The following is a 20,225-nucleotide window of genomic DNA, read 5'->3' on the forward strand; positions in this document are numbered from 1 at the left end:
ATTTATGTTGAACATCCAGAGGAAGGTTACGGTGTGGTCGTCGGTTGACCTTCTGCTGGCGCTGGCGCACTTTCCGTATTGGTGTCGCCTTCAGCATGGCGGGTGTAAACAATCTTGTGAGTATCACTCTCGCAGTGACCAACCACCTGACCACCGGCCTGATTCACCTGATCGTTCGGGACAACATCCAGCGTAAAACCGGATTCTGGTACACCATTGGCGATGATTTTCTGGGCAATATCCGCTTTCACGCTCTCGCAAGATGCCTGTGCAGCCAGCGGAGCAACCAGGAACAACGCGGCACCAAAAATGACGGTTTTTTTCATCTTTTGATCCTTTTCTCTGAAAAAAGTCTCTTTGAGTATATCAAACGATGACGATAACGCGAAAAAGCCGCGGATTCAGGCCATCAATGATGGCCCGGAGAAAGTTAAACGCAGGGCCCGGTAGCGCAGCCATACATCATAAATAGCGGGAAAAGAACAACGGCAGGAATCATGAGGGGAGCAAGCAGCACCTCTTTGCCGGAGTTATCACTGCTGTTGATGACTACTGGAATAGGCTGCGGCAGGCGTCCCTGTGTTGTCGAGCTGACCAGTGAACCTTCTTTCTTACTGAATGTGCCATTTGCGCTAAAGGTGACTTCACCTTTCCCATTTGTCGTGGGAATGTTCGCCGCGAAGAGTTCGCGTAAATCAACTTCCTGCTCTTTGGTCAATCGGCGAGTATCAATCACGTTTTTATACTTCGCATAGACCTGACCATTACGGAGAGAGAAATCGACCCTCACGCCAGTGATGATGTCTTTGTAATCACGATAAAACGCGTAATAGTCCTGATACTCTTTTTGCGCGCGGGCGTCGGAGAATTTATAAATGTAGGTAGCAGACTCAGCGATAAGCGTCCCATTGTTATTGGTGATAGCTGTGATGTTATCCGTCTTCGGATAGGTGCTTGCACACGAACTGACCAAGAGACACATGATAAACACGCCCCACAGTTTGATGTGAAAAGGGCGTGAAAGTAACTGCACGAGATCCATATTCATCCTGATGCACTCCATTTGGATAAAAATGCGTGTTGGTACGAGCGATAATCGTTGAGTTTAACGGTGATGGCACCTTCGGGCGCAGGCTAATGTGCTGCACTATTTTTTTGCTGTAACATTTTGCTGTACTACGAAGAGAAAAGAGGAAACCCACGCCAGAAGGCGTGGGTGAAAAATCAGGGAGTAACGGGGCGGCCACTGCGGCGGTCGAGACAGCGTTCTGTCGTGCTTTCCCAGTAAGCATTGACGTTATAGCTGGCGTTGCATTTTTCACGCCCATCAATCGCTTTTTCCGTTTTATCGAATTCTTTCTCAACGCGGTTATTCACTTTATTACGCAGCGAACGGGTTGAATCCCATTGCTCTTTGCTTTGACGCGCCGCTTCTTTCGACAACGCGCTGTCGCCGGAATCAACAATGATGTGGCGCGTATCTGCCAGTGCGGCAGGCTGCCAGGCAGCGGAAACGATAACCAAAGAAAGCGGGATGAGAGCCCGAATCAGAGAAGAAAAAGAGTAGTGGTTCATGTTTCACCTTGACAGAACGAATGATAAAAACAAACGCCGGTGCCGCAGAACGATAAAGCGCACGGCAAGCGATAGACAACAAAAGACGACCGCCGTTCCCTGTAACCTCCGCGCGTTGTGCAAAAGGAAGATTACCTATAACGAGAAGTATACATCCTTCGCTTCAACGGCACTATAACCACTCAGTATCTGGAACCACGCAGTATCTGGCAAACTCTGGTGTGTGACGCGATAGAAAAGGGCATGAAACCATGTTCATGCCCTTAATTCTTGTGTCTCAGTAATGATTAGCCTTCGCGGTGTACGCTTAACCCAGCAAAAGACTGGCTGACTGGCATCATTTCCAGCGTATTGATATTGACGTGTGCCGGCAGGGTGGCGACCCAGAAAACGGCTTCGGATACATCTTCGGCGGTCAGCGGCGTCGTGTTGTCATAGGTTTTACTGACTTTGTCATCGTTACCTTTGAAACGCACGGCCGAGAACTCAGTTCCACCGACCAGACCCGGTTCGATATTCGTCACACGGATTCGGGTACCAGACAGATCGGCACGTAATCCCAGGCTAAACTGCTGCACGAACGCTTTGCTGGCACCGTACACGTTACCGCCAGCATATGGCCAGTTTCCTGCGGTAGAACCGATATTGATGACGTGACCGATATTACGTTCAACCATGGCGGGCAGCAGCGCGCGCGTCATGAACACCAGCCCTTTGTTGTTGGTATCGATCATGTTTTCCCAATCGTCTACCGATGCTTTATGCGCAGGTTCCAGCCCCAGCGCCAGTCCGGCGTTGTTCACCAGCACATCAATTGTCCGCCATTCGGCTGGCAGGGCAGCAACAGCTTGTTCAATCGCCTGACGGTCACGCACATCCAGTTTTAACGGATACAGCGCATCGCCCAGTTCCGCCTTTAGCGCATCCAGTCGTTCCTGACGGCGGCCGGTCGCGATCACTTTATGGCCTGCACTAATGAATTTACGCGTAATTGACTCACCAAACCCAGCCGTTGCACCGGTAACAAAAATAATCATGCTCTTATTTCTCCCTGACCGTTTTCATATGTTGCTTGTGCCTGATATCAATATAAATAATGAAAGGCATACGATCATTTAGCCGCGCAATTCCCCGTGGGTCAAGCGTTACTCCGGTTTCAACGATACGGTTCATGAATAATCGCCCCTCAGAACGAGAGGCGAATGTCGGCCACGGCGGTGCGGCAAGGTGGGTATGACGAAGGATTAAATCCAGTTCTTGTTACGGAATAGTCGCAGGTACATAGCAGAAGGCATCACGTTTCCTGATTGTCGGCTTCTACTGCCGCATACAACCGCTCAAGGATATCGGGAAACGCAGACTGCACGCGGTTCCAGCTCGGCACAAACGGTTTATCACCCAGGACATCGCTATAGGCATGACCAGCAAAGGTGATGACATCAGAAAATAACTCCACCGCCGACTCCTCTTTATGACGGTCGAAACTCAGGCCGTTCATACGTGCGTCATGCTCGAAAGCGTCGATCATATCAAGCGCGGTGCGATAGTAGGTTGCCCGCAGGACGCGAAAAGAGTCCGTGGTGATATTCACACCGAGAATCGCCAGCTTGCGATACAGCGCTTTTGTGATGTCCGCCGCCATGCGCTGCAATCCCGCGTTAGGATCGTCTTCAGACATCGGCTGATGTTTATGGTCGTAGCGATCGGCGATATCCACCTGACAAATGCGGCGGGTGGCGGTTCCGCGATAAATTTCTGACAACACGCCAATTTCCAGTCCCCAATCGCCAGGAATACGCAGGTTGTTCAGAATGGTGGTGCGCATCGCAAACTCGCCGGAAAGCGGATAGCGGTAACTGCGCATGTAATCCAGATAGTCGGAATTGCCGTAGACCTTTTGCAGCGATTTCAGTAACGGATAGACCAGCAGACGCCCCACACGGCCATTCAGTTTTCCCTCTGCAACACGGGCGTAATAGCCTTTGCAGAAGTCGTAATTAAAGTGCGGATTCGCCACGGGATAGAGTAGGCGAGCCAGCATTGCACGGTCATAGGTGACAATGTCACAATCATGTAGCGCGACACAATCAGAACGACGCGATGCCAGCGTGTAGCCGACACAAAACCAGACATTCCGGCCCTTGCCGGGTTCCTCCGGTGCCAGTGACTTTTCTGCCAGTTCGTCGCTGAGCGCTTTCAGGCGCGGGCCATCGTTCCACAGAATGCGATGTCGATGCGGCAGGCGAGAGAAGAATTTTCGGGCGTAAAGAAACTGTTCCCGATCGGCGCGATCCAACCCAATCACAATTTCGCCAAGGTAAGACACCTGAGACAGTTGATCGACAATGTGGCTCAGCGCGGGACCTTCCAGCTCAGAGTACAGCGATGGCAGAATCAGTCCCATACTGTTTTGCCCGGAAAATACCTGAAGTTCAGACTCCAGCTCTTCCGTGCTTCTCTGAGTGAGATTGTGAAAATTGGTAATGATGCCATCTTGATAAAATTCGCTCATCCTATGCTCCCCATACTCTCTTGTGGCTATATCGTGCCGAGAAATACTCGTTGCCGATAAAATGATCCAGTCCTTCACTCCAGCCTTGGGGCCCTGAATTCTGCGTGCAATATTGCTCGCCGCTGTACGATTCAGGCAGGTTAACTATTTGATTTACCTTTCCTTTAATTAATACGGCGTAGTCCACCGCGCATAACAGAGATATATCGTTCGGACCATCGCCCAGCCCAAGCGTTTTGACGTCAGTACCGTATTTCTCGACATACTGTGTTTTTATCCAGTTAGCCATGAATCCCTTACTCGTTTGGGCACTCATAACGTGATAAAAGCGACCACCTTGAGTCAGAGCCAGACCCGCCTCTGCCAATAACTGGCAAAAACGCAGTAGGGCATTTTGCTCATCCAGCCATAGCAGCGGTTCAGTGGCTTCTCGCTGTTGCGCCCGCTGGGCGTCTTGCGCGGCTAATCCCGTCATCTCTGCTATTTCCGTACTGTTCATATCGCCAAAGCCTTTGAAACGGAAACCGGATGCGCGTAGCGATTCCAACTGAGTGCGGATAATGGAATACCCTGCACCAATCCTCTTCCTTGGATAATCAGGATGTGATTGCCATGTCGTCGGCAGCACGGCAATGGCGCCGTTTTCCGCAATATAGGGATACGGTTCCAGCCCGAGCGCCCGCCGTAAGGGCTCAACTTCAGCCGCCGTTTTACTGGTGGTGATAATCAGTGGAATTCCTTCATTCGCCAGCCGCGTCAGCCAAGGTTGCGCGGCATCCCACCGATAAGTCTCATGATCGAGCAACGATCCGTCGAGATCGCTGAAAATAATCAGCTTCGTATTACGCGTTTGCATGGGTTCTCCATGTTTTATCGTGGATAAACAGAGAGTAACGATGAATGATTAACGTTAGTCAGAAAGGGCGCGTGTTTGTCAGTGAGGTGTTGTATTCGTGGTATTGATGACTGTGAGCATAATCACACTTTAAGGGTAGGAGGCAATCTGTATCTTCACCAATAATATAATGATCTGGCTATTTTTCGGCAGGCTGATGAGCATCAACGGACGCTGCTTTTATCCTGAAACGTTTTACGCCAGTCGGTCGGGCTAACGCTAAAACGCTGTTTGAACTGCTGTCGAAAGGTTACTACTGACTGAAAACCCACATTATCCGCAATCGCTTCGATGGAGTGGGAGGTCGATTCCAGCAATGCCTGGCTATGATGGAGCCGTTCCGCCGTTAACCAGTCGCTAACCGTCATGCCCGTGGCTCGGAAGAAATGTCGGGTAAATGTCCTGCGACTCATCTGCACACGGCTTGCCAGCGCATCCAAAGAGTGGGGCGAACTGAGATGGCTGCGCAGATAGTCCAGCAACTGATTGATTTTACTATCCCGCGTATTTTCCGGCACCGGATGTTCAATAAACTGAGCCTGCCCACCTTCACGGTAAGGCGGGATCACCAGACGGCGGGCGGCACGGTTAGCGATAGCGCTGCCGCAATGTTGACGCACCAGATAAAGGCAGCAGTCTATTGCCGCTACCGTGCCCGCAGACGTAATCAGATGTTCATCTTCGACATAGAGCGCGTTGGTATCCAACTGTACATGAAGAAAGCGGGCGATAAAATCCTGCTCAAACGCCCAATGTGTCGAGGCGCGGCGGCCATCGAGCAACCCGGCATAAGCCAGAACATAAGTCCCCAAGCATAATCCTGCGATCTGTGCTTTGCGAGCTTCGGCAATGCGTAACGCATCCAGAAGCGGTGCAGAAGGGCGCGTTTCTGGATGGCTCCAGTGCGGGACTACGATAAGGTCGGCTTTTTCCAACGCGGAAAATCCGTGTTCAACGTTGATAGAAAATCCGTGTTCTGATGCCACCATGCCTGGTTTTTCTGCACAGAAAAAGAGCTCAAATTGTTTTTCTTCATAGAGCATGTCGCTGAAAACCATGCTCGGTATGGATAAATGAAACGGGCTAAAATTCTCGGAGACAACCACCGCAACGGTTAGCACAGCCATAATAGCCCTCATTAAATCATCAATAGGTTCTGGTTATTACCCAGTTCAGAATTGTACGCTTTCACCATCGTTCGGTACGTGCGCGACGGACTGAAGCTTTTCTTCGTGCAAATAGTCACGCAGTTCAGCACGACTCAGAAGGCAATGGTTCACCGCTTCCATATGCGTTGCGACTATCGCTGCATTGGGTACAAGCTGATGCACACGTCGTACATCTTCTTTTCCCATGATAATAGAACCGAAGCCGGGAATAACCGCATTGCCGATATTCAGCGCCACCACATCGGGAGTGTGGTGCGTCAGTGCAGCAATAACATGCTGATTCCAGACGGTATCGCCCGCTAGATAAAACGATTTTTCATGAGCATGTCGAAAGACAACCCCGCAGACATCACCCAGTCGTTCCGCCATCTGTGGATTAGCATAGGTTTCATCAGAACCATGTTGGCCGGATGTTTTGATCAGCGTTATGCCGTCGTATTCCGTCTGCTCACCCAATACACATACGGAGGTAAACCCTGCTTGCCGAATGATGTCAGCATCCTGCGTATTTTGGCTGAAGATCGGCATCGTTTTTGGGATAGCGTCGATGGCTGCATCATCCCAATGGTCGAGGTGCGTATGCGTCACAATCACGGCATCAACATCCAGAATTGCCGCCATAGGCAGAGGAAGATCGACCAGTGGATTACGCAGATGTGCATTTGCCGTTCCCGGGAAGCCGGGATAGGTCGCCTTTGGTGCCAACATCGGATCAATAAGAAACGTTTTTCCACCAAATTCCAGTCGTAATGTCGCATTGCGAATCTGCGTTATTTTCATCTTATTGCTCCCATATTCGGTTAACTGGTAGCGCTGTTACGCGCCAAACAGGAGCAGTATAAGAATCTGGCAGATCGCTAACAGTGGCCTGAATGACACACTTCGATGAGTTTAGGCCAATTTGTCTCAAGTGGATTGTTTATCATCAACTAGCTGAAATTCCTGCCTCAGAATAAGGCAGGAATAAGGGTAACCACTCGGTTGATTTACGCTTTCGACTGTATGCGATCGCGATACCGGTTTAGTTCTTCCAATTTGGCCGATGCGGCCTGCTTACGTTTGAAGGCGATATCCTCGATCTGGCTTGCCGAGGTACTGAGATAGGATTTCAGTTCATCACCAGTCAGGTACGTGCCGCTCAATTTATTCAGCTTGCTCCAACCGTCTTTAAAGTTATCAACAAACTTGGCTGACACGATGCCAACGGCCTGCCATTCAGCCGTTTGAGTGATGAAGAAATCATTTGTGTTCCGTTTGATGCGCTTAGTGAAACTTTTCGTCGGCTGATTCCGATCGAGCGCTTTCTGGAGCAGGTCTGACTGCTCGGTCGAACTTTCTACGACGCTCTGCATGAAATTCGCAAACGTTTTGAAGAAAAAAGAGATTTCGACAATAATTTCACGCATCCGCTTCAGCGCTTTGAGGCTCAGGCCCAGAGACTGGATCGCCAGTTGAATGGTTTCTTCTTCGGTTCGTTGTCCCTTTAGCAGGGCGTTGATTTTTACCAATTCCGCAGCTTGGGTACGTTTCTCTTTTTCATAAGCCTCGACCTTTTCCAGCATTTTCATCTGCATGTCGCGGAGACCCGTCGCCTGTTTTTCTTGTTTCTCTGCCATTTTTCCCATGTTATCGCCAAGGGATTCCAGCGCGGCATTTAAGGCTTTCAGCGCGGTTTCTGCCGCCGAAATCTTGCTGACCTTTTCTTTGATTTCTGCACTGTTGTCTTTGATTCTATTATCGAGAGATTCCAGCTGCACCGCTTTCGCGTCTGCATCGATCTGTGCGTCCTCTTCAATTTTTTCCTTTTCGGCCGTCAGCTCCTGATTCTTCTTCTCCAGCTCAGCTTTTTCACGCTCAGCGGTCGTTTTTTCGGTACGTTTGTCAGCAATTTTTCCCTTAGTTTCTATTGCCTTCGCTGTTGTGTCGTTCTCTTCTGTCGCCGTTTCCGCATTGATCAACTGCCGTGCCGTAGAGTTGACTGAGGCGGCAACCAGCGATGCGCCTCCCGTTGCAACCCCTGTGATGCCAGCGGTAATTGCCGGAACCATGGATGAAATCATCTGTGCGCCGACGCTCACGATAGACATGATAAAAGCGCGATCCTCAGCCGTTTCTGCTTGCGATTTATATTCGTTCGCCATTTTTTCATACTTGGCGATATCGTTTTGCAGGTCTTGTACCAGACTGTCCAGTTTTTCGCGTTGTGCGTTGTTCTCAGCAATTTCTTTTTCTATCTTTTCCTTATTTTTCAAACGTGCAGATAGCGCCAGCTCTCCCTGCTGTGTCGTCTTGGTGGTATCGTCAATAATGCTATCGTAGGTATTCGCGATCTTTGTTAAATCGGCACTGACCCGCTCAGCCCGTTTCTTGATTTCTTTGGCCAGATCCACTAAATCCTCGCCAATGAAATCTTGCAGGTCCTGAAGATTATTGCTGTCACGGGCCTCCGCCCAGTCACCGAACAGGGAGCGTAATAATTTGAGAATCCGTTCAGCATCCGTCGACGCGTCGCGCATTTTCTGTTCGCTTTCCTGCTGAGCCGCAATCAGGCGACTCATCAACTTATCAATCTCAACCCTGATCTTTCCTTCTTCCTGGGGCGTTGTGTTGTAGGCGATATAAAGCAAATCGATGGCGTTATCGGTGTCTTCCTTGGATCGGGAAACGTCATAGGTGCCCTCAATCCTCCTGATGTAATCCTCAACCAGAGGATGGTTAACATCAGGCAACGCCACGTTGTTACTGTCCAGAATTTCCTCGACTTGGGCATCAATACGTTTATTGACATCGAACTCGATACTGATAATTTTATTTTCAGCAGCCATGTTTCTCTCCTCAGATTCAGCAAAAAGGTTAGTTTGTGCAGATACGCTCGCCACCCGGAAGTTGCAGGCCGTTTATGTCGAGCAATTCTTGAGACTTAAGCAGTAAAACATTCAACGATTCAGATTCTTGGCGCAGGCGATTCACAATAAACCGCCGGTCTGAGGCCGGGTCGAGACCGTTAAGTTCCGCAATAGAGTCGGTAAACCTGGCGAGTAGGATGGCGTTATCCTGTTTGAGCTTTCTGATCTCGGCCAGTGATGCCTTAATCACACCGATCTTGTTTTCGACTGTCGCAATATCAGCGCTGTTTTGCTCAGACTTCGTCAGGCTTTCCTTTAACCGTGTTTCAGCCTGACTTTTTTTGTCGAAGGCATTCTGTAAATATTCTCTGGACGATCTAACTTTTATGTCGAGTTGCTGTCTTTCGTTATCCAGATTTCTTAGATCACTGTTCAGGCCAGAAATCTCGGCGTAAAGCTCACATCCGATATAAGTAAAGGGGCTCAAAATGTCGTCAAAAAAGGAGCCAGTTGGTCTTTTGCAAGAATCAAGCTCACTCTCTTTTTTCCTGATCTCATTTTTGACATGCCACATGCGTTGTTCTAAGTAATTCTTTTGCTCTAATTCCTTATCTAACGCCTCTGAAAACGCCTTAACTTCAGATTCCGCACTCGTCAACTCAGCAACCAGTTGCTGTTCCTGACGATGCAGTTCACCAGCCGTTTCTTCTAACCGATGACTATTCGCCTCAAGATCAGCATCTTTATCGCTGTAGCACTGTCCTTTGATGGAGAGGGTTGCATCAATACGCTGCGCGTTAGTAATCTGCGCATTGAATGCTTCAATTTCGGATGGCGTCAGCGTTTGAGTTGCTGCTGACAGAGAAAGGGATGTAGCAAAAAATATGGTGAGAAAAGCAACCCAGAGATAATTCAAGTGCCGCATGTTGGATTCTCCCTATTAATGTTACCCGTGAGGGGCCGTCATTCTACGGGCTACGGTAACAATAGGGCACATTGCTGCCTATACGGCATTTAGCCGTTTGGCGAATGTCATACACGCGGAGGTAATATCTGAGAACATGATGTTATTTGTGCGACATACTGTCTTCATGCACACTAGCTATCTTAACTAACTGGCTAGCTTAACCAACGTGCTGTTTCATCAATGAAAAGGACCGTTCCATGCCCCATATCGATGTCAAACACTTCCCAAGGGATCTGTCTGAAGAAGAGAAGAAAGCCGTCGCGGAAGATCTTGCTGCAGTCCTGAAGAAGCATTTCGGTTCTTCCGACGAGTCGCTTTCTGTCGCGTTAAACGAAATCCAGCCGGAGCGCTGGAAAGATGACGTTTACGACCCGTTCATCAAACCACAGTTGGACACGTTGCCGAAAAAGCCGGGATATTCGTATTAATTCTCCCCCGCATCCTGGCGCATTAATTGACCTGCTCCGAGACGCTTTTCAATGTAGCGGAGCGGGTTGACCACCAACACAGCAGCGATCCCAGACTAACCATTGCCGCACCTTGCCAGAAGGCCATGGTTAACGTCGAGTTGAGAATAAATGCCGCAAGTGCAGCGGAAATGACGGGAATGAAATAAGACGCGGTCGCCAGAACGGTGACATTACCGTGCAGAATACCGATATTCCACGCCGCGTAACCAAACCCCATCGCGCCAGCGGCGAGAAGTAAACTGATGATAACGGGCGTGCTGATAATAAATTCAGGTTGAGGAGCGAGCAGATATTTCACCCACAGCGTTAATGCCGTCAGGATAAAAAAGAGGGTAATACCGTTCGCGCCGTTAGCGATTTTCTTTGTCACCGCGCAATAAATTGCCCAGATAATCGCACCGCCAAAAGCCAGCCCATAACTTAATGGATTGCTATAGAGGTTATTCATAATACTGCTCAGGGATAACCCTTCATCACCACCTAATACCCAGACAATCCCCGTGATGGCAAGCAACATGCCGGGGATAATAACCAGACTGGTTTTTTGCCGATTAACCAATACGGATAAAAGGATCGTCAGGCTCGGCCAGAGGTAATTAACCATGCCGACTTCTATTGCCTGTGTGCTGTTGTTGGCATAGCCAAGAGAGAGGGAGAGACACAGTTCATAGCAGACAAACAGAATACTGCCGGTGATGAGGTAGGGTACCGGGAAGGTTTTTATCTTAGGAAAACCCACCGTCATTAATAGCATCACTGAGCTTAACGTATAGATCATCGCCGCGCCGCCGACGGCGCCGAACCCTTCACTCACGCTCCGAATCAGCCCGACAATCGCGCTCCACAGCACGACCGCGATTAACCCTATTAGCGTTGCTCTTTGTGATGTCATTTATTCATCTATCCCAGAATTTCTATTTATTCCGTAGCCACGGCATCAGCGCGCCCGAGAAATAATACGGCCAGAAAGCCCGATATGATGAAGCATGATGCAGTGCGGATTCAACCGTTAATCATGCATTGTGAACGAGGAAATTCATTATAAAAAAAGCCGATAACCTATTATTGTTATCGGCTTTTCACGATGCAGTAAAGCAGAGGAATTACGCGGTCAGCAGAGGCTGTGCCGTGCTTTCAACCAGATCCAGCAGAACTTTGACATCGTCCAGGCTGACCGTTGGGTTCAGCAACGTCAGTTTCAGGCAGGTAACACCGTTAAATTCGGTGACACCTACGTTGGCACGACCTGATTCCAGCAATGCATCGCCAATGCGTTGATTAAGCAATGCGATAGTCGCGTCATCCGCTGTCGCCAGCTGTTGCGGGCAGAAACGGAACAGAACGCTTGCCAGCTGTGGCTGCATTACCAATTCCAGCGAAGCATGTTCATCCACATACTGTGCAACCTGTTGCGCCAGCGTAACGCCGTGATCGATGATCGCCGCATACTGCTGTTGGCCCAATGCTTCCAGACCCATCCACAGTTTCAGCGCATCAAAACGACGCGTCGTCTGCAATGATTTCGACACCAGATTAGGGACGCCCTGTGCTTCATCGAACTCAGAGTTCAGGTAAGCCGCCTGATAACGCATCAGCTCATAGTGACGCGCTTCTTTCAACAAGAAAGCGCCGCAGCTGATGGTCTGGAAGAATTGTTTGTGGAAATCCAACGTAATGGAATCCACCAATTCAATGCCGTCCAGATAATCGCGATACTTCTCGGACAGCAGCAGTGCGCCGCCCCAGGCTGCATCAACGTGTACCCAAATCTGATGCTCTGCCGCCAGTGTTGCAATCGCCCGTAAAGGATCAATCGCACCCGCGTCAGTGGTACCGGCCGTCGCCACAATCGCCAGAATCTGTTCGCCGTTAGCCTTGGCCTGCGCCACTTTCTCTGCTAAATCGTTCAGATCCATCCGCGCGAAGCGATCGGTTTTCACCAACGTAACGCATTGATAACCTAGACCCAGTAAAGCCATGTTCTTTTGCACCGAGAAATGGGCATTTTCAGAACAGAACACTTTAATTTTCTTCAGGTTACCCACCAACCCATCTTGCTGGATCGAATGTCCCTGACGGGCAAAGAAGGCATCACGCGCCAGCATCAGCCCCATCAGGTTACTCTGGGTGCCACCACTGGTGAACACACCCGCATCGCCAGACTGGTAACCGACCTGAGTACGCAGCCATTCAATCAGCTTCATCTCGATGATGGTGGCTGACGGGCTTTGATCCCAGGAGTCCATGCTCTGGTTCGTGGCGTTAATCAAGACTTCCGCCGCCTGACTGACTACCAGACTCGGGCAGTGCAGGTGAGCGACACACTGTGGGTGATGCACCGACAGGCTGTCTTTCAAAAAGTACTCAATCGCACGCTCGATAGCGACCTGGTTACCCAGGCCTTGTGGATTAAAATCCAGCGTGATGCGTTCACGCAGTTCAGCAACGGTTTTGCCCTGATACATTTCAGGCTGTTGCAGCCACTGCATAACGGCTTGGCTACTCTGCGTAATCGCTTCCTGATAGGCTTCGATACTTTGTGCAGAAGAGGCCAAAATCGGGTTTAGTTCTGTTTCAACTTGCTTGGACATCGTGGTCATTCGCTCCACTCAGACTGGCTTCACGCCAGCAGACAGCAGGGCGTTTTCAAATTTATCCAGGAAGATTTCCAATTCAGCATTGCTGATCAGCAGGGAAGGCAGCAGACGCAGAACGCAACCATGACGGCCACCGCGCTCCAGAATCAAGCCCGTTTCAAAGCATTTTTTCTGCAACAGGGCAGACAGCTCGCCGTCAGCCGGGTAGCAACCCATGTGATCCTGCGCTTCGTCAGGCTTAACAATCTCAATCCCGATCATTAATCCCAGACCGCGAATGTGGCCGATCACCGGATAACGTTTTTGCAGTTCAGCCAGTTTGGCTTTCAGCCATTCACCTTGCTCAGCAACTTTGTTTGCAACCTGATTGTCTTTGAGGTGCTTCAACGTCGTCAGGCCGGTTGCCATCGCCAGTTGGTTACCACGGAAGGTACCGGTATGGTGGCCCGGTGACCAAGCATCGAACTGCTTCTTGATACCCAGTACAGCTAATGGCAAGCCGCCACCTACTGCTTTAGACATCACGATGATATCTGGCTCAATGCCAGCGTGTTCAAAGGCAAAGAATTTACCCGTACGAGCAAAACCAGCCTGAACTTCGTCGATGATCAGCAGAATACCGTGTTCCTGCGTTACTTTACGGATGCGTTGCAGCCACTCGACAGGTGCCGGGTTAACGCCGCCTTCGCCCTGAACGGCTTCCAGAATGACCGCCGCAGGTTTGCGTACGCCACTCTCAACGTCGTTGATCAGGTTTTCAAAGTAGTAGGTCAATGCTTTAACGCCAGCTTCACCGCCAATACCCAGCGGGCAGCGGTACTGATGCGGATAAGGCATAAACTGGACTTCAGGCATCATGCCGTCGACCGCTTCTTTCGGTGACAGGTTACCCGTTACCGACAGCGCGCCATGCGTCATGCCGTGGTAGCCACCGGAGAAGCTGATCACACCAGCACGACCGGTGTATTTTTTTGCCAGTTTCAGCGCAGCTTCAACAGCATCGGCACCAGAAGGACCCGTAAACTGGAGGCAGTACTCTTTGCCCTGGTCAGGCAGTAAGGAAAGCAGATACTCGGAGAACTGATCTTTCAACGGCGTTGTCAGATCAAGGGTATGTAACGGCAAGCCGCTAGTAATGACACGTTGGATGCTTTGCAGCACGTCAGGATGGTTATGTCCAAGCGCCAGCGTTCCCGCCCCGGCCAGACAATCAAGATATTGATTATTCTCAACATCGGTGATCCACACGCCTTCGGCTTTCGCAATTGCCAGAGGCAATTTGCGTGGATAACTCCTCACGTTCGATTCAAATTCAGCTTGTCTTGCCAAATAGGTTTCATTGTTTCCGTTTAATGAATTCGCACCTAAACTGTCAATACGGACTTTATCCGTCATCATATCTCTCCTACAACCGTGAGCTCACAGGCAACCACAGTTGAATAAATGAATTAAAACACATAACGACTATAAGAAAAACGCGGCCAATATAGGTTTTTTCAGTCACCGACTCAATGATTTATTTCGTTTCGAAACTTTTATTTTTTCACATAAAAATCAACTGGTTGACTGTGTTTCTACGAATCATGATGCCATGGCTCTTTTACATGCTTATTAAATAAGCAAAAAAATCCTCCTGCCACTGGGAGAAAAACGAACAGGAAGATGGATAATCACACAGCAAACCTCTCGTCAAATACCCTATGCCAAGACCATTTTCTATTCATAAAAATCAAACAAAATACTTATTTATCATAATATTGCATTAAGTTTTAGCGGCGCAGGTAAAAAGTCATATGCCGTTCCATCGCTGGTGAGTGCCCATATCGCATTTTATTATCGAACATGCCACAGCGGGCTGAACGATTCCTGTGGTATTTATCGACATTAACGATCAGAGACGGATGACGGAGGAAAGATGGCTATTTATATGACTCAACAGATGAGTAATCCAAAAACCATTACTATCACGTACTACCGTAAGCAGAGCAGCGCGCATGTCAGCCACGACGAATCAGGGCGTTTTACGCAGGATGCGGTGGCGAACTATGCACAATTTAATAATCTCCGCCCAGAAGACGTTGTTCGGGGAAATTACAAGAGTGGGCAAGGCGTGCCAGTAGGCGGTAAGGTTTTTGAAATTTAAGAATTAAAAAGAAAGCCCGCTAAGTCTGTTATCAGGCCTTATGCGGGCTTATTTTCGTATAGCGCTAACTGCCCAGCGGCTTCTGAGGTAATTAACCGCTTCCTGGGTCTGTGGTTGATTGAGATAGTTCTCTCTGAACAGAATCGTCCCGTTGATTTGCGGCATAGACTCGTTCAAGTCGAGCTGTTTTTTCAGTTCCGGCACGCCGCCATTTATCGTCCAGTCAGGCTCATTCTTTGAAGGTTCACCTACTTTATACAGCGCAACGCCAATATAGAGGCGTGTGTTTGTGGGCTTCACCACATCCGCCCACCATTTTGCCAAGACATCATAACGCGCCGCGTCACGTGCGAAAGGCCAGTAGATCTGCGGGGCAATGTAATCCAGTAGCCCTTGTTGCACCCACAGGCGGGTATCGGCATAAGCTTCATCGTAGGCGGCCGCGCCTCGCGTGTCGGAACCTGCCGCATCGTGTGATCGGTTGCGCCATACACCTGCCGGGCTGACGCCAAATTCAACCTCGGGTTTCAACTGCTTGATCGTGCGCGACACTTGCTCAATCAACAGCTGCGTATTGTGCCGCCGCCAGTCTGCCTTTGAGCCAAATCCCTGACCCTGTTTTTTAAAGGTTTCACTATCGTTAAGCATCGAGCCGGATGATTCGGCATAGAAGTAATCATCGAACTGCACACCATCAATAGGGTAACTCGCAACGACTTCAGCCACGATACTGGTGATCCAGCTTCGTGCCTCCGGAATGCCCGGGTCGAGCACAAAGCGATCGCCTGCCGTGCGGATCCAGTCACGGTGCAATACAAATACGCTAGCCGGATTTTGCGACAAGGTGCGATTTAGCTCCGCCACAGTTGACGGCTTAGTGTTAACGGAGACGCGATAGGGATTAAACCAGGCATGGACTTTCATACCGCGCTTGTGCGCTTCATCCAGCATGAACTGTAGCGGATCGTAGCCCGGATCTTCACCAATCTTGCCCGTTAGCATATCTGACCAGGGCAATATCTTAGAAGGCCAGAGCGCGGTACCATCAGGCTTAACCTGAAAAAATACGGTATTGATACCGAGGCTTTTCAATTTATCCAGCTTGCCTGTCAGCGCTTCCTGCTGCTGAGTAATACGGAGCGCAGGGCTGCTGGCATTGACGGATGCTACCGGCGGCCAATCCAAGCGGGAAACGGTCGCCAGCCAAACACCGCGCATGGGTTCCTTATTCTGCTGAGATTTCGCCGGAAGCGGCTGTTTAACCGGAGGAAGGGGGGTGACAAGCGAACTCGGTGGTTTAGACGCGCAACTGACAAGTAGAAGCGCAGCGGCAATCAATACGACTGGCTTTTTCACGTTGGTTAGCTCTTATTTCTGCGACTATTAGCCCAGGGATCAACAGCGCTATCATCTGGTTTTACGGGAGCGGAACCGTCCAGAGAATCAAGGTAGAGTGCTTCAACTTCGGCACGCGCCCAGGGAGTCCGACGCAGAAACTTTAAACTGGATTTAACGCTTGGATCGCTTTTAAAGCAATTGATGTTGATCCGTTTACCCAACTCAGCCCAGCCAAAACGGGCAACCAGTGCATTGACTTGCATTTCAAGCGTGACGCCATGCAAAGGATCTTTAGAAGTATGAGCTGTCATGTAACGTCCAGTAGTTTCAGGTTTTTGTGTTCAGGATTAGGCTTGTAGCAAGGGAGAAGGTTACAAGAAAGCGGGGCGAGCGGCAATCTTGGTACAAATAAAACGGGATTCCTTCATGTGAGGAACAGGAGGAGTTGACCGTTCTGCCCTTGAGGAGGAAAATCAGTATGGAATCCTTTTCGTTACAGGTCAGGACTGATACTTTTGAAAGCGATGGAATTAGGATTATCAAAAACGTTGTTTAAACAAGCACGCAATAGTACTAAATGAGGGGGATAGCGGTGAAAATATTAAATAAAAAAAAGATAATAAAATATTATTTAATGATTTCATTTTTCATATTTTCTTTGTTTTTTATATATAAATATTTTTTCATTTCAAATGAACATGAATTTAGCACCTTCAATAAAGTGGAAGAAGTAAAGGTAACCAATCTAAATATATCGTGGTGGTTTTTTACAGTTGTAATTACTGCTGGAGTCACCTATGCATTTCAGAATAAATTGGCTAAAAACAAATTAAAGCTAGATCGATTGGACAAGAGAGCTTCATTTATAAAAACAATAGCAAAGGATTTAAGTGATTTAGTTAATTATCGATTATATGCAGTTAAAATTTATTGTGAAGGAATCTCGTCTGGCGGAGTGAGTGATTCTACGAGAGAGCACTATCGGAAGTCTGTATCAGAATGGAACAGTAAAATTCATTCAATATATAGTTCACTCAACATGTATGACATTGTAGACCTTTCCACCGAAATCGAGTCTGACATACATAATGAATTTGTAAGAATACATAATTTATTTGTTAAGAACACTGAGAAGAAAGATGTGGAACCAGTTGTTATTTTTGAAATAAAAAAATCAATTCATCAAATTGGTAATAAATCGTCATTTTATTCTAGAGTTATATCGGAGATGGCTGATGCATCATGGGATAAGACACTAGATAAAACAGAACCTCTCACTCAATATAACTTACCAATCGCTAGTAATCTTACTCTTGTAAAAAGACTCTTTAATTTTAATCGATCTTCTTTGAGTGTGAACCGCTCTATTTATAAGGAGTAAATCTCTTTTTACTGATGGGTTTTTAGGTCTTGGTTGTTGAAGCATAGCTGCTAACATGGAACTTTCAAATATTGTTAGATCTGCAACATTATATTTATGAAACATGTAGCTCATTGACTCGTGAACACCATTCATATAGGCTCCAAAATAAGCATAATTAAGATAGCAATTTAATATACGTAACTTTGAATATCTTCTATTGATAGCTATAGCTAGAAGTATTTCTTTAATTTTCCTAGATAAAGTTCTATCTTTATATTTTGTTATTGTTCTTACTAGTTGCATCTCTATTGTACTGGCTCCTCCATGGTCTCTAAAAGTAGCCATTTTTATTAAATTTTTCACTATCGATATAATATCAACGCCATAGTGATAGAAAAAACGCCTATCTTCTATTGCTATTACATGAAAATGTAGGTCAGTGTAATCATCTGAAACCCACCAATAGTTATTGAATTTACTTTCGATTTCGTACAAATCATCGTTTATCTTAACAAGATAATCGTGAAGGGCGTTTTTTGCTCTTTTTAATGAAATGACTAATTTTTTTAAACTTAAAAAATGCGACATATGATTATTAGCTGGCACTTTGAGTTGTTTTTTCGTACCGGAGTAACAGAGCGTATAAGACGACTGAAACCAAATTTTATTTTATCAGTTTAGCCTTAATTAAGGTGATCATTCAAGGGGGCAGTAAATTAATTCAGCATGCCCCGTACCAAAACTGCTATAGCCAGTGGTGTAAGTATCCAGGTAAACCGAACCATTCACTTAAACCGGCGGCTGAAACAGATGTTTGCCGATCTGAGTCTGGAGTGCCGTGCACTCAAAGATGTTATTGAAAAAAAGCTTTAAAACCAGCGATAAAGCGTGAGCTCGTCATATTGATTTGTTAGAAAGGGCTCGTGAGATATGAAGTTGTTTGTCGTAGCAGGCTATTTAACATAATATACATTATGCGAACCAAAAGAGGCATTCGCGGGAACTGGCCGTTCAACTGAGCAAATCCCCGCACCCGTAAAACACTTCCCGGCATCAAAAAACTAAGAAAAGAAAAACCAAGCTGTATTAATAAGCTCGTTATCTACCTCAAAGACGGCAACACTTTCTATAGGTTCTGCCGCAAGCCCATGTATCAATTCATGGTCAAATACCTTATTGCCTAACACGGTACGAGATACCAATTCCGCTCTCAGTTTTGGGTTGTTGAATCGGTTATTCACGTAAAACTCTCTCAGCGCCTCTTTTCCTACCATCGACGGCGTTTCTGCTGGCATACGGTACGCTTTAAAATCAGGTGCAAAACATGACACGAATGCATCGATATCATGTTCGTTATAAGCCTTAAACTGTGCCGCTACAGCCGATTCTGGTGACATGGTTTCTCCCCACTATGTGTTTTCTACTGTGCCTGAATAAATTGTGTGCTAGTTATCAAGAAATCAGGAAGGTACGATTTATCTAGGCCTCGGAGCATTTTCCTCTACAATGTACTTTCCAGCCCGCTTATCAGGTTCATTCCCATGCAAAGATTGACTCAGAAAGACATGACCGAAAGTGAACAACGTCAGCTTAAGACGTTACTCGATCAGGCACGAAAAAAACAGGGCCGTACGCTGACCAATTCTGAGAGTAATCATATTAAAGATGATTACATAGATAAGCTGATGAAGGAACGTGAAACCGTAGCAAAACAGGTAAAGGCTGAGAAGAAGAAAAACAAGTTTAAACCTGATTCCTCAGCAACATATGAATGGTCAGCCAGTACAAACCTACGGGGCCGCCGTTAGCATTTACGTCAATGGTCGCGGTGTCCCAGGCTTGACACCATTACCGAAAGAGATGCCGAACAGCAGCAGCTCGCACGCTCTGGCTTAACGCTTCCAGCGATGCAGAACGGATATTCCAACGGTGCCAGTACAGACGAATATCGATAGGATTTCCGGCTTGAAACGGCACTAATTCGCCTTTTTCCATATGAGATGATGCCATATGCTCTGGGATCATCCCCCACCCTAGCCCTCTGAGAATGGCACCGACAAAAGCTGCCGTTGAAGGAACGAATTGCTGCGGCGGTTCAATCGTTGCCGGAACCAGCGATGCTATAAATAAGGACTGTAATCTGTCCTTATTGTTAAATATCAGGAGCGGCGCTTTTTGCAAACTGTCCGCATTGATGCCATCCGCAAAGTACGTCTCGTGAAAAATCTGGTCACGTATTCAATATGTAGATCAGGTCATTGCAGATAATGTTCACGTTCGATGAATGTGCCGATTATCTTGTCATGCATTTCCACTGATTTTGAGTACCCGATAGTTTTACGATTCAGTC

The 20,225-nt window shown here is 47.8% G+C and carries 23 protein-coding genes; 4 read left to right on the forward strand and 19 right to left on the reverse strand.

Annotated elements, in window-relative coordinates; translation table 11 throughout:
* Positions 1-26 precede the first annotated feature (26 nt).
* The 10 genes from Q3A88_RS10800 to Q3A88_RS10845 form a co-directional block, all read right to left on the reverse strand.
* Positions 27-326, reverse strand: coding sequence for a DUF1161 domain-containing protein (locus Q3A88_RS10800; protein ID WP_233989319.1), 300 nt, complete (start codon positions 324-326; stop codon positions 27-29).
* A 104-nt stretch (positions 327-430) separates the two neighbouring features.
* On the reverse strand, positions 431-1,048 hold the full coding sequence (locus Q3A88_RS10805) for a hypothetical protein (RefSeq protein WP_317177879.1): 618 nt from the start codon (positions 1,046-1,048) through the stop codon (positions 431-433).
* A 176-nt stretch (positions 1,049-1,224) separates the two neighbouring features.
* On the reverse strand, positions 1,225-1,575 hold the full coding sequence (locus Q3A88_RS10810; RefSeq protein WP_014915381.1) for a DUF1283 family protein: 351 nt from the start codon (positions 1,573-1,575) through the stop codon (positions 1,225-1,227).
* A gap of 287 nt (positions 1,576-1,862) precedes the next feature.
* The gene (gene ydfG, locus Q3A88_RS10815) at positions 1,863-2,612 is read right to left on the reverse strand and encodes a bifunctional NADP-dependent 3-hydroxy acid dehydrogenase/3-hydroxypropionate dehydrogenase YdfG (RefSeq protein ID WP_014915384.1); all 750 of its coding nucleotides are present in this window, start codon (positions 2,610-2,612) and stop codon (positions 1,863-1,865) included.
* Between the two features lie 257 nt (positions 2,613-2,869).
* Positions 2,870-4,087 (reverse strand): glycosyl transferase, encoded by a 1,218-nt coding sequence (locus tag Q3A88_RS10820; RefSeq protein WP_039519513.1) that lies wholly within the window; start codon positions 4,085-4,087, stop codon positions 2,870-2,872.
* A gap of 1 nt (position 4,088) precedes the next feature.
* A complete protein-coding gene (locus tag Q3A88_RS10825) occupies positions 4,089-4,943 on the reverse strand; it encodes a mannosyl-3-phosphoglycerate phosphatase-related protein (protein WP_317177880.1) in 855 nt (284 codons plus the stop codon).
* A gap of 203 nt (positions 4,944-5,146) precedes the next feature.
* Complete coding sequence (locus tag Q3A88_RS10830) at positions 5,147-6,109, reverse strand: GlxA family transcriptional regulator (RefSeq protein WP_277518323.1); 963 nt, start codon at positions 6,107-6,109, stop codon at positions 5,147-5,149.
* A gap of 45 nt (positions 6,110-6,154) precedes the next feature.
* Positions 6,155-6,931, reverse strand: a complete 777-nt coding sequence (locus Q3A88_RS10835) for an MBL fold metallo-hydrolase (RefSeq protein WP_317177881.1) — start codon at positions 6,929-6,931, stop codon at positions 6,155-6,157.
* Between the two features lie 206 nt (positions 6,932-7,137).
* The gene (locus tag Q3A88_RS10840) at positions 7,138-8,976 is read right to left on the reverse strand and encodes a tyrosyl-tRNA deacylase (RefSeq protein ID WP_317177882.1); all 1,839 of its coding nucleotides are present in this window, start codon (positions 8,974-8,976) and stop codon (positions 7,138-7,140) included.
* A gap of 28 nt (positions 8,977-9,004) precedes the next feature.
* On the reverse strand, positions 9,005-9,922 hold the full coding sequence (locus Q3A88_RS10845) for a hypothetical protein (RefSeq protein ID WP_233989329.1): 918 nt from the start codon (positions 9,920-9,922) through the stop codon (positions 9,005-9,007).
* 239 nt (positions 9,923-10,161) lie between these two features.
* On the opposite strand from Q3A88_RS10845, the gene pptA reads away from it, so the two are divergent.
* Positions 10,162-10,392 carry a tautomerase PptA gene (gene pptA / locus Q3A88_RS10850; RefSeq protein WP_110162881.1) on the forward strand — a complete coding sequence of 77 codons (231 nt, stop codon included), beginning with the start codon at positions 10,162-10,164 and terminating at the stop codon, positions 10,390-10,392.
* A 22-nt stretch (positions 10,393-10,414) separates the two neighbouring features.
* Here pptA and yddG read toward each other — a convergent pair whose 3' ends face one another.
* The 3 genes from yddG to Q3A88_RS10865 form a co-directional block, all read right to left on the reverse strand.
* Positions 10,415-11,326, reverse strand: a complete 912-nt coding sequence (gene yddG / locus Q3A88_RS10855; RefSeq protein WP_110162880.1) for an aromatic amino acid DMT transporter YddG — start codon at positions 11,324-11,326, stop codon at positions 10,415-10,417.
* A 211-nt stretch (positions 11,327-11,537) separates the two neighbouring features.
* Positions 11,538-13,034, reverse strand: coding sequence for an aspartate aminotransferase family protein (locus Q3A88_RS10860; protein ID WP_317177883.1), 1,497 nt, complete (start codon positions 13,032-13,034; stop codon positions 11,538-11,540).
* Positions 13,035-13,043: 9 nt separating this feature from the next.
* Complete coding sequence (locus Q3A88_RS10865; protein WP_181393562.1) at positions 13,044-14,429, reverse strand: diaminobutyrate--2-oxoglutarate transaminase; 1,386 nt, start codon at positions 14,427-14,429, stop codon at positions 13,044-13,046.
* Between the two features lie 517 nt (positions 14,430-14,946).
* Here Q3A88_RS10865 and Q3A88_RS10870 point away from each other — a divergent pair.
* On the forward strand, positions 14,947-15,174 hold the full coding sequence (locus tag Q3A88_RS10870; RefSeq protein ID WP_014915396.1) for a hypothetical protein: 228 nt from the start codon (positions 14,947-14,949) through the stop codon (positions 15,172-15,174).
* A 48-nt stretch (positions 15,175-15,222) separates the two neighbouring features.
* Here Q3A88_RS10870 and Q3A88_RS10875 read toward each other — a convergent pair whose 3' ends face one another.
* Both Q3A88_RS10875 and Q3A88_RS10880 read right to left on the reverse strand, forming a co-directional pair.
* Positions 15,223-16,530 carry a glycoside hydrolase family 10 protein gene (locus tag Q3A88_RS10875; RefSeq protein ID WP_317177884.1) on the reverse strand — a complete coding sequence of 436 codons (1,308 nt, stop codon included), beginning with the start codon at positions 16,528-16,530 and terminating at the stop codon, positions 15,223-15,225.
* Positions 16,531-16,535: 5 nt separating this feature from the next.
* Positions 16,536-16,823, reverse strand: coding sequence for a VF530 family DNA-binding protein (locus Q3A88_RS10880; protein ID WP_014915398.1), 288 nt, complete (start codon positions 16,821-16,823; stop codon positions 16,536-16,538).
* Positions 16,824-17,104: 281 nt separating this feature from the next.
* Here Q3A88_RS10880 and Q3A88_RS10885 point away from each other — a divergent pair, with 281 nt between their 5' ends.
* A complete protein-coding gene (locus tag Q3A88_RS10885; protein WP_146074751.1) occupies positions 17,105-17,893 on the forward strand; it encodes a hypothetical protein in 789 nt (262 codons plus the stop codon).
* Here Q3A88_RS10885 and Q3A88_RS10890 read toward each other — a convergent pair.
* Both Q3A88_RS10890 and Q3A88_RS10895 read right to left on the reverse strand, forming a co-directional pair.
* Entirely contained in the window at positions 17,801-18,481 is a 681-nt protein-coding gene (locus Q3A88_RS10890; RefSeq protein ID WP_317177885.1) for a biosynthetic peptidoglycan transglycosylase, read from the reverse strand. The two genes, Q3A88_RS10885 and Q3A88_RS10890, sit on opposite strands and share 93 nt — an antisense overlap.
* A 455-nt stretch (positions 18,482-18,936) precedes the next feature.
* Positions 18,937-19,272 carry a nuclear transport factor 2 family protein gene (locus tag Q3A88_RS10895; RefSeq protein ID WP_317177886.1) on the reverse strand — a complete coding sequence of 112 codons (336 nt, stop codon included), beginning with the start codon at positions 19,270-19,272 and terminating at the stop codon, positions 18,937-18,939.
* A 144-nt stretch (positions 19,273-19,416) separates the two neighbouring features.
* Between Q3A88_RS10895 and Q3A88_RS10900 the strand changes: the two genes are divergently transcribed.
* Positions 19,417-19,683: a DUF3811 domain-containing protein gene (locus Q3A88_RS10900; protein WP_039275018.1), complete on the forward strand. Its 267-nt coding sequence runs from the start codon at positions 19,417-19,419 to the stop codon at positions 19,681-19,683.
* Positions 19,684-19,723: 40 nt separating this feature from the next.
* Here Q3A88_RS10900 and Q3A88_RS10905 read toward each other — a convergent pair whose 3' ends face one another.
* Both Q3A88_RS10905 and Q3A88_RS10910 read right to left on the reverse strand, forming a co-directional pair.
* Entirely contained in the window at positions 19,724-20,113 is a 390-nt protein-coding gene (locus Q3A88_RS10905; RefSeq protein WP_317177887.1) for a LysR substrate-binding domain-containing protein, read from the reverse strand.
* A 17-nt stretch (positions 20,114-20,130) separates the two neighbouring features.
* On the reverse strand, positions 20,131-20,225 hold a 95-nt coding region (locus Q3A88_RS10910; RefSeq protein WP_317177888.1), incomplete at its 5' end, for an IS1 family transposase.

It is taken from the genome of Pectobacterium sp. HCp5_1, assembly GCF_032905925.1.
Taxonomy (GTDB): domain Bacteria; phylum Pseudomonadota; class Gammaproteobacteria; order Enterobacterales; family Enterobacteriaceae; genus Pectobacterium; species Pectobacterium brasiliense_A.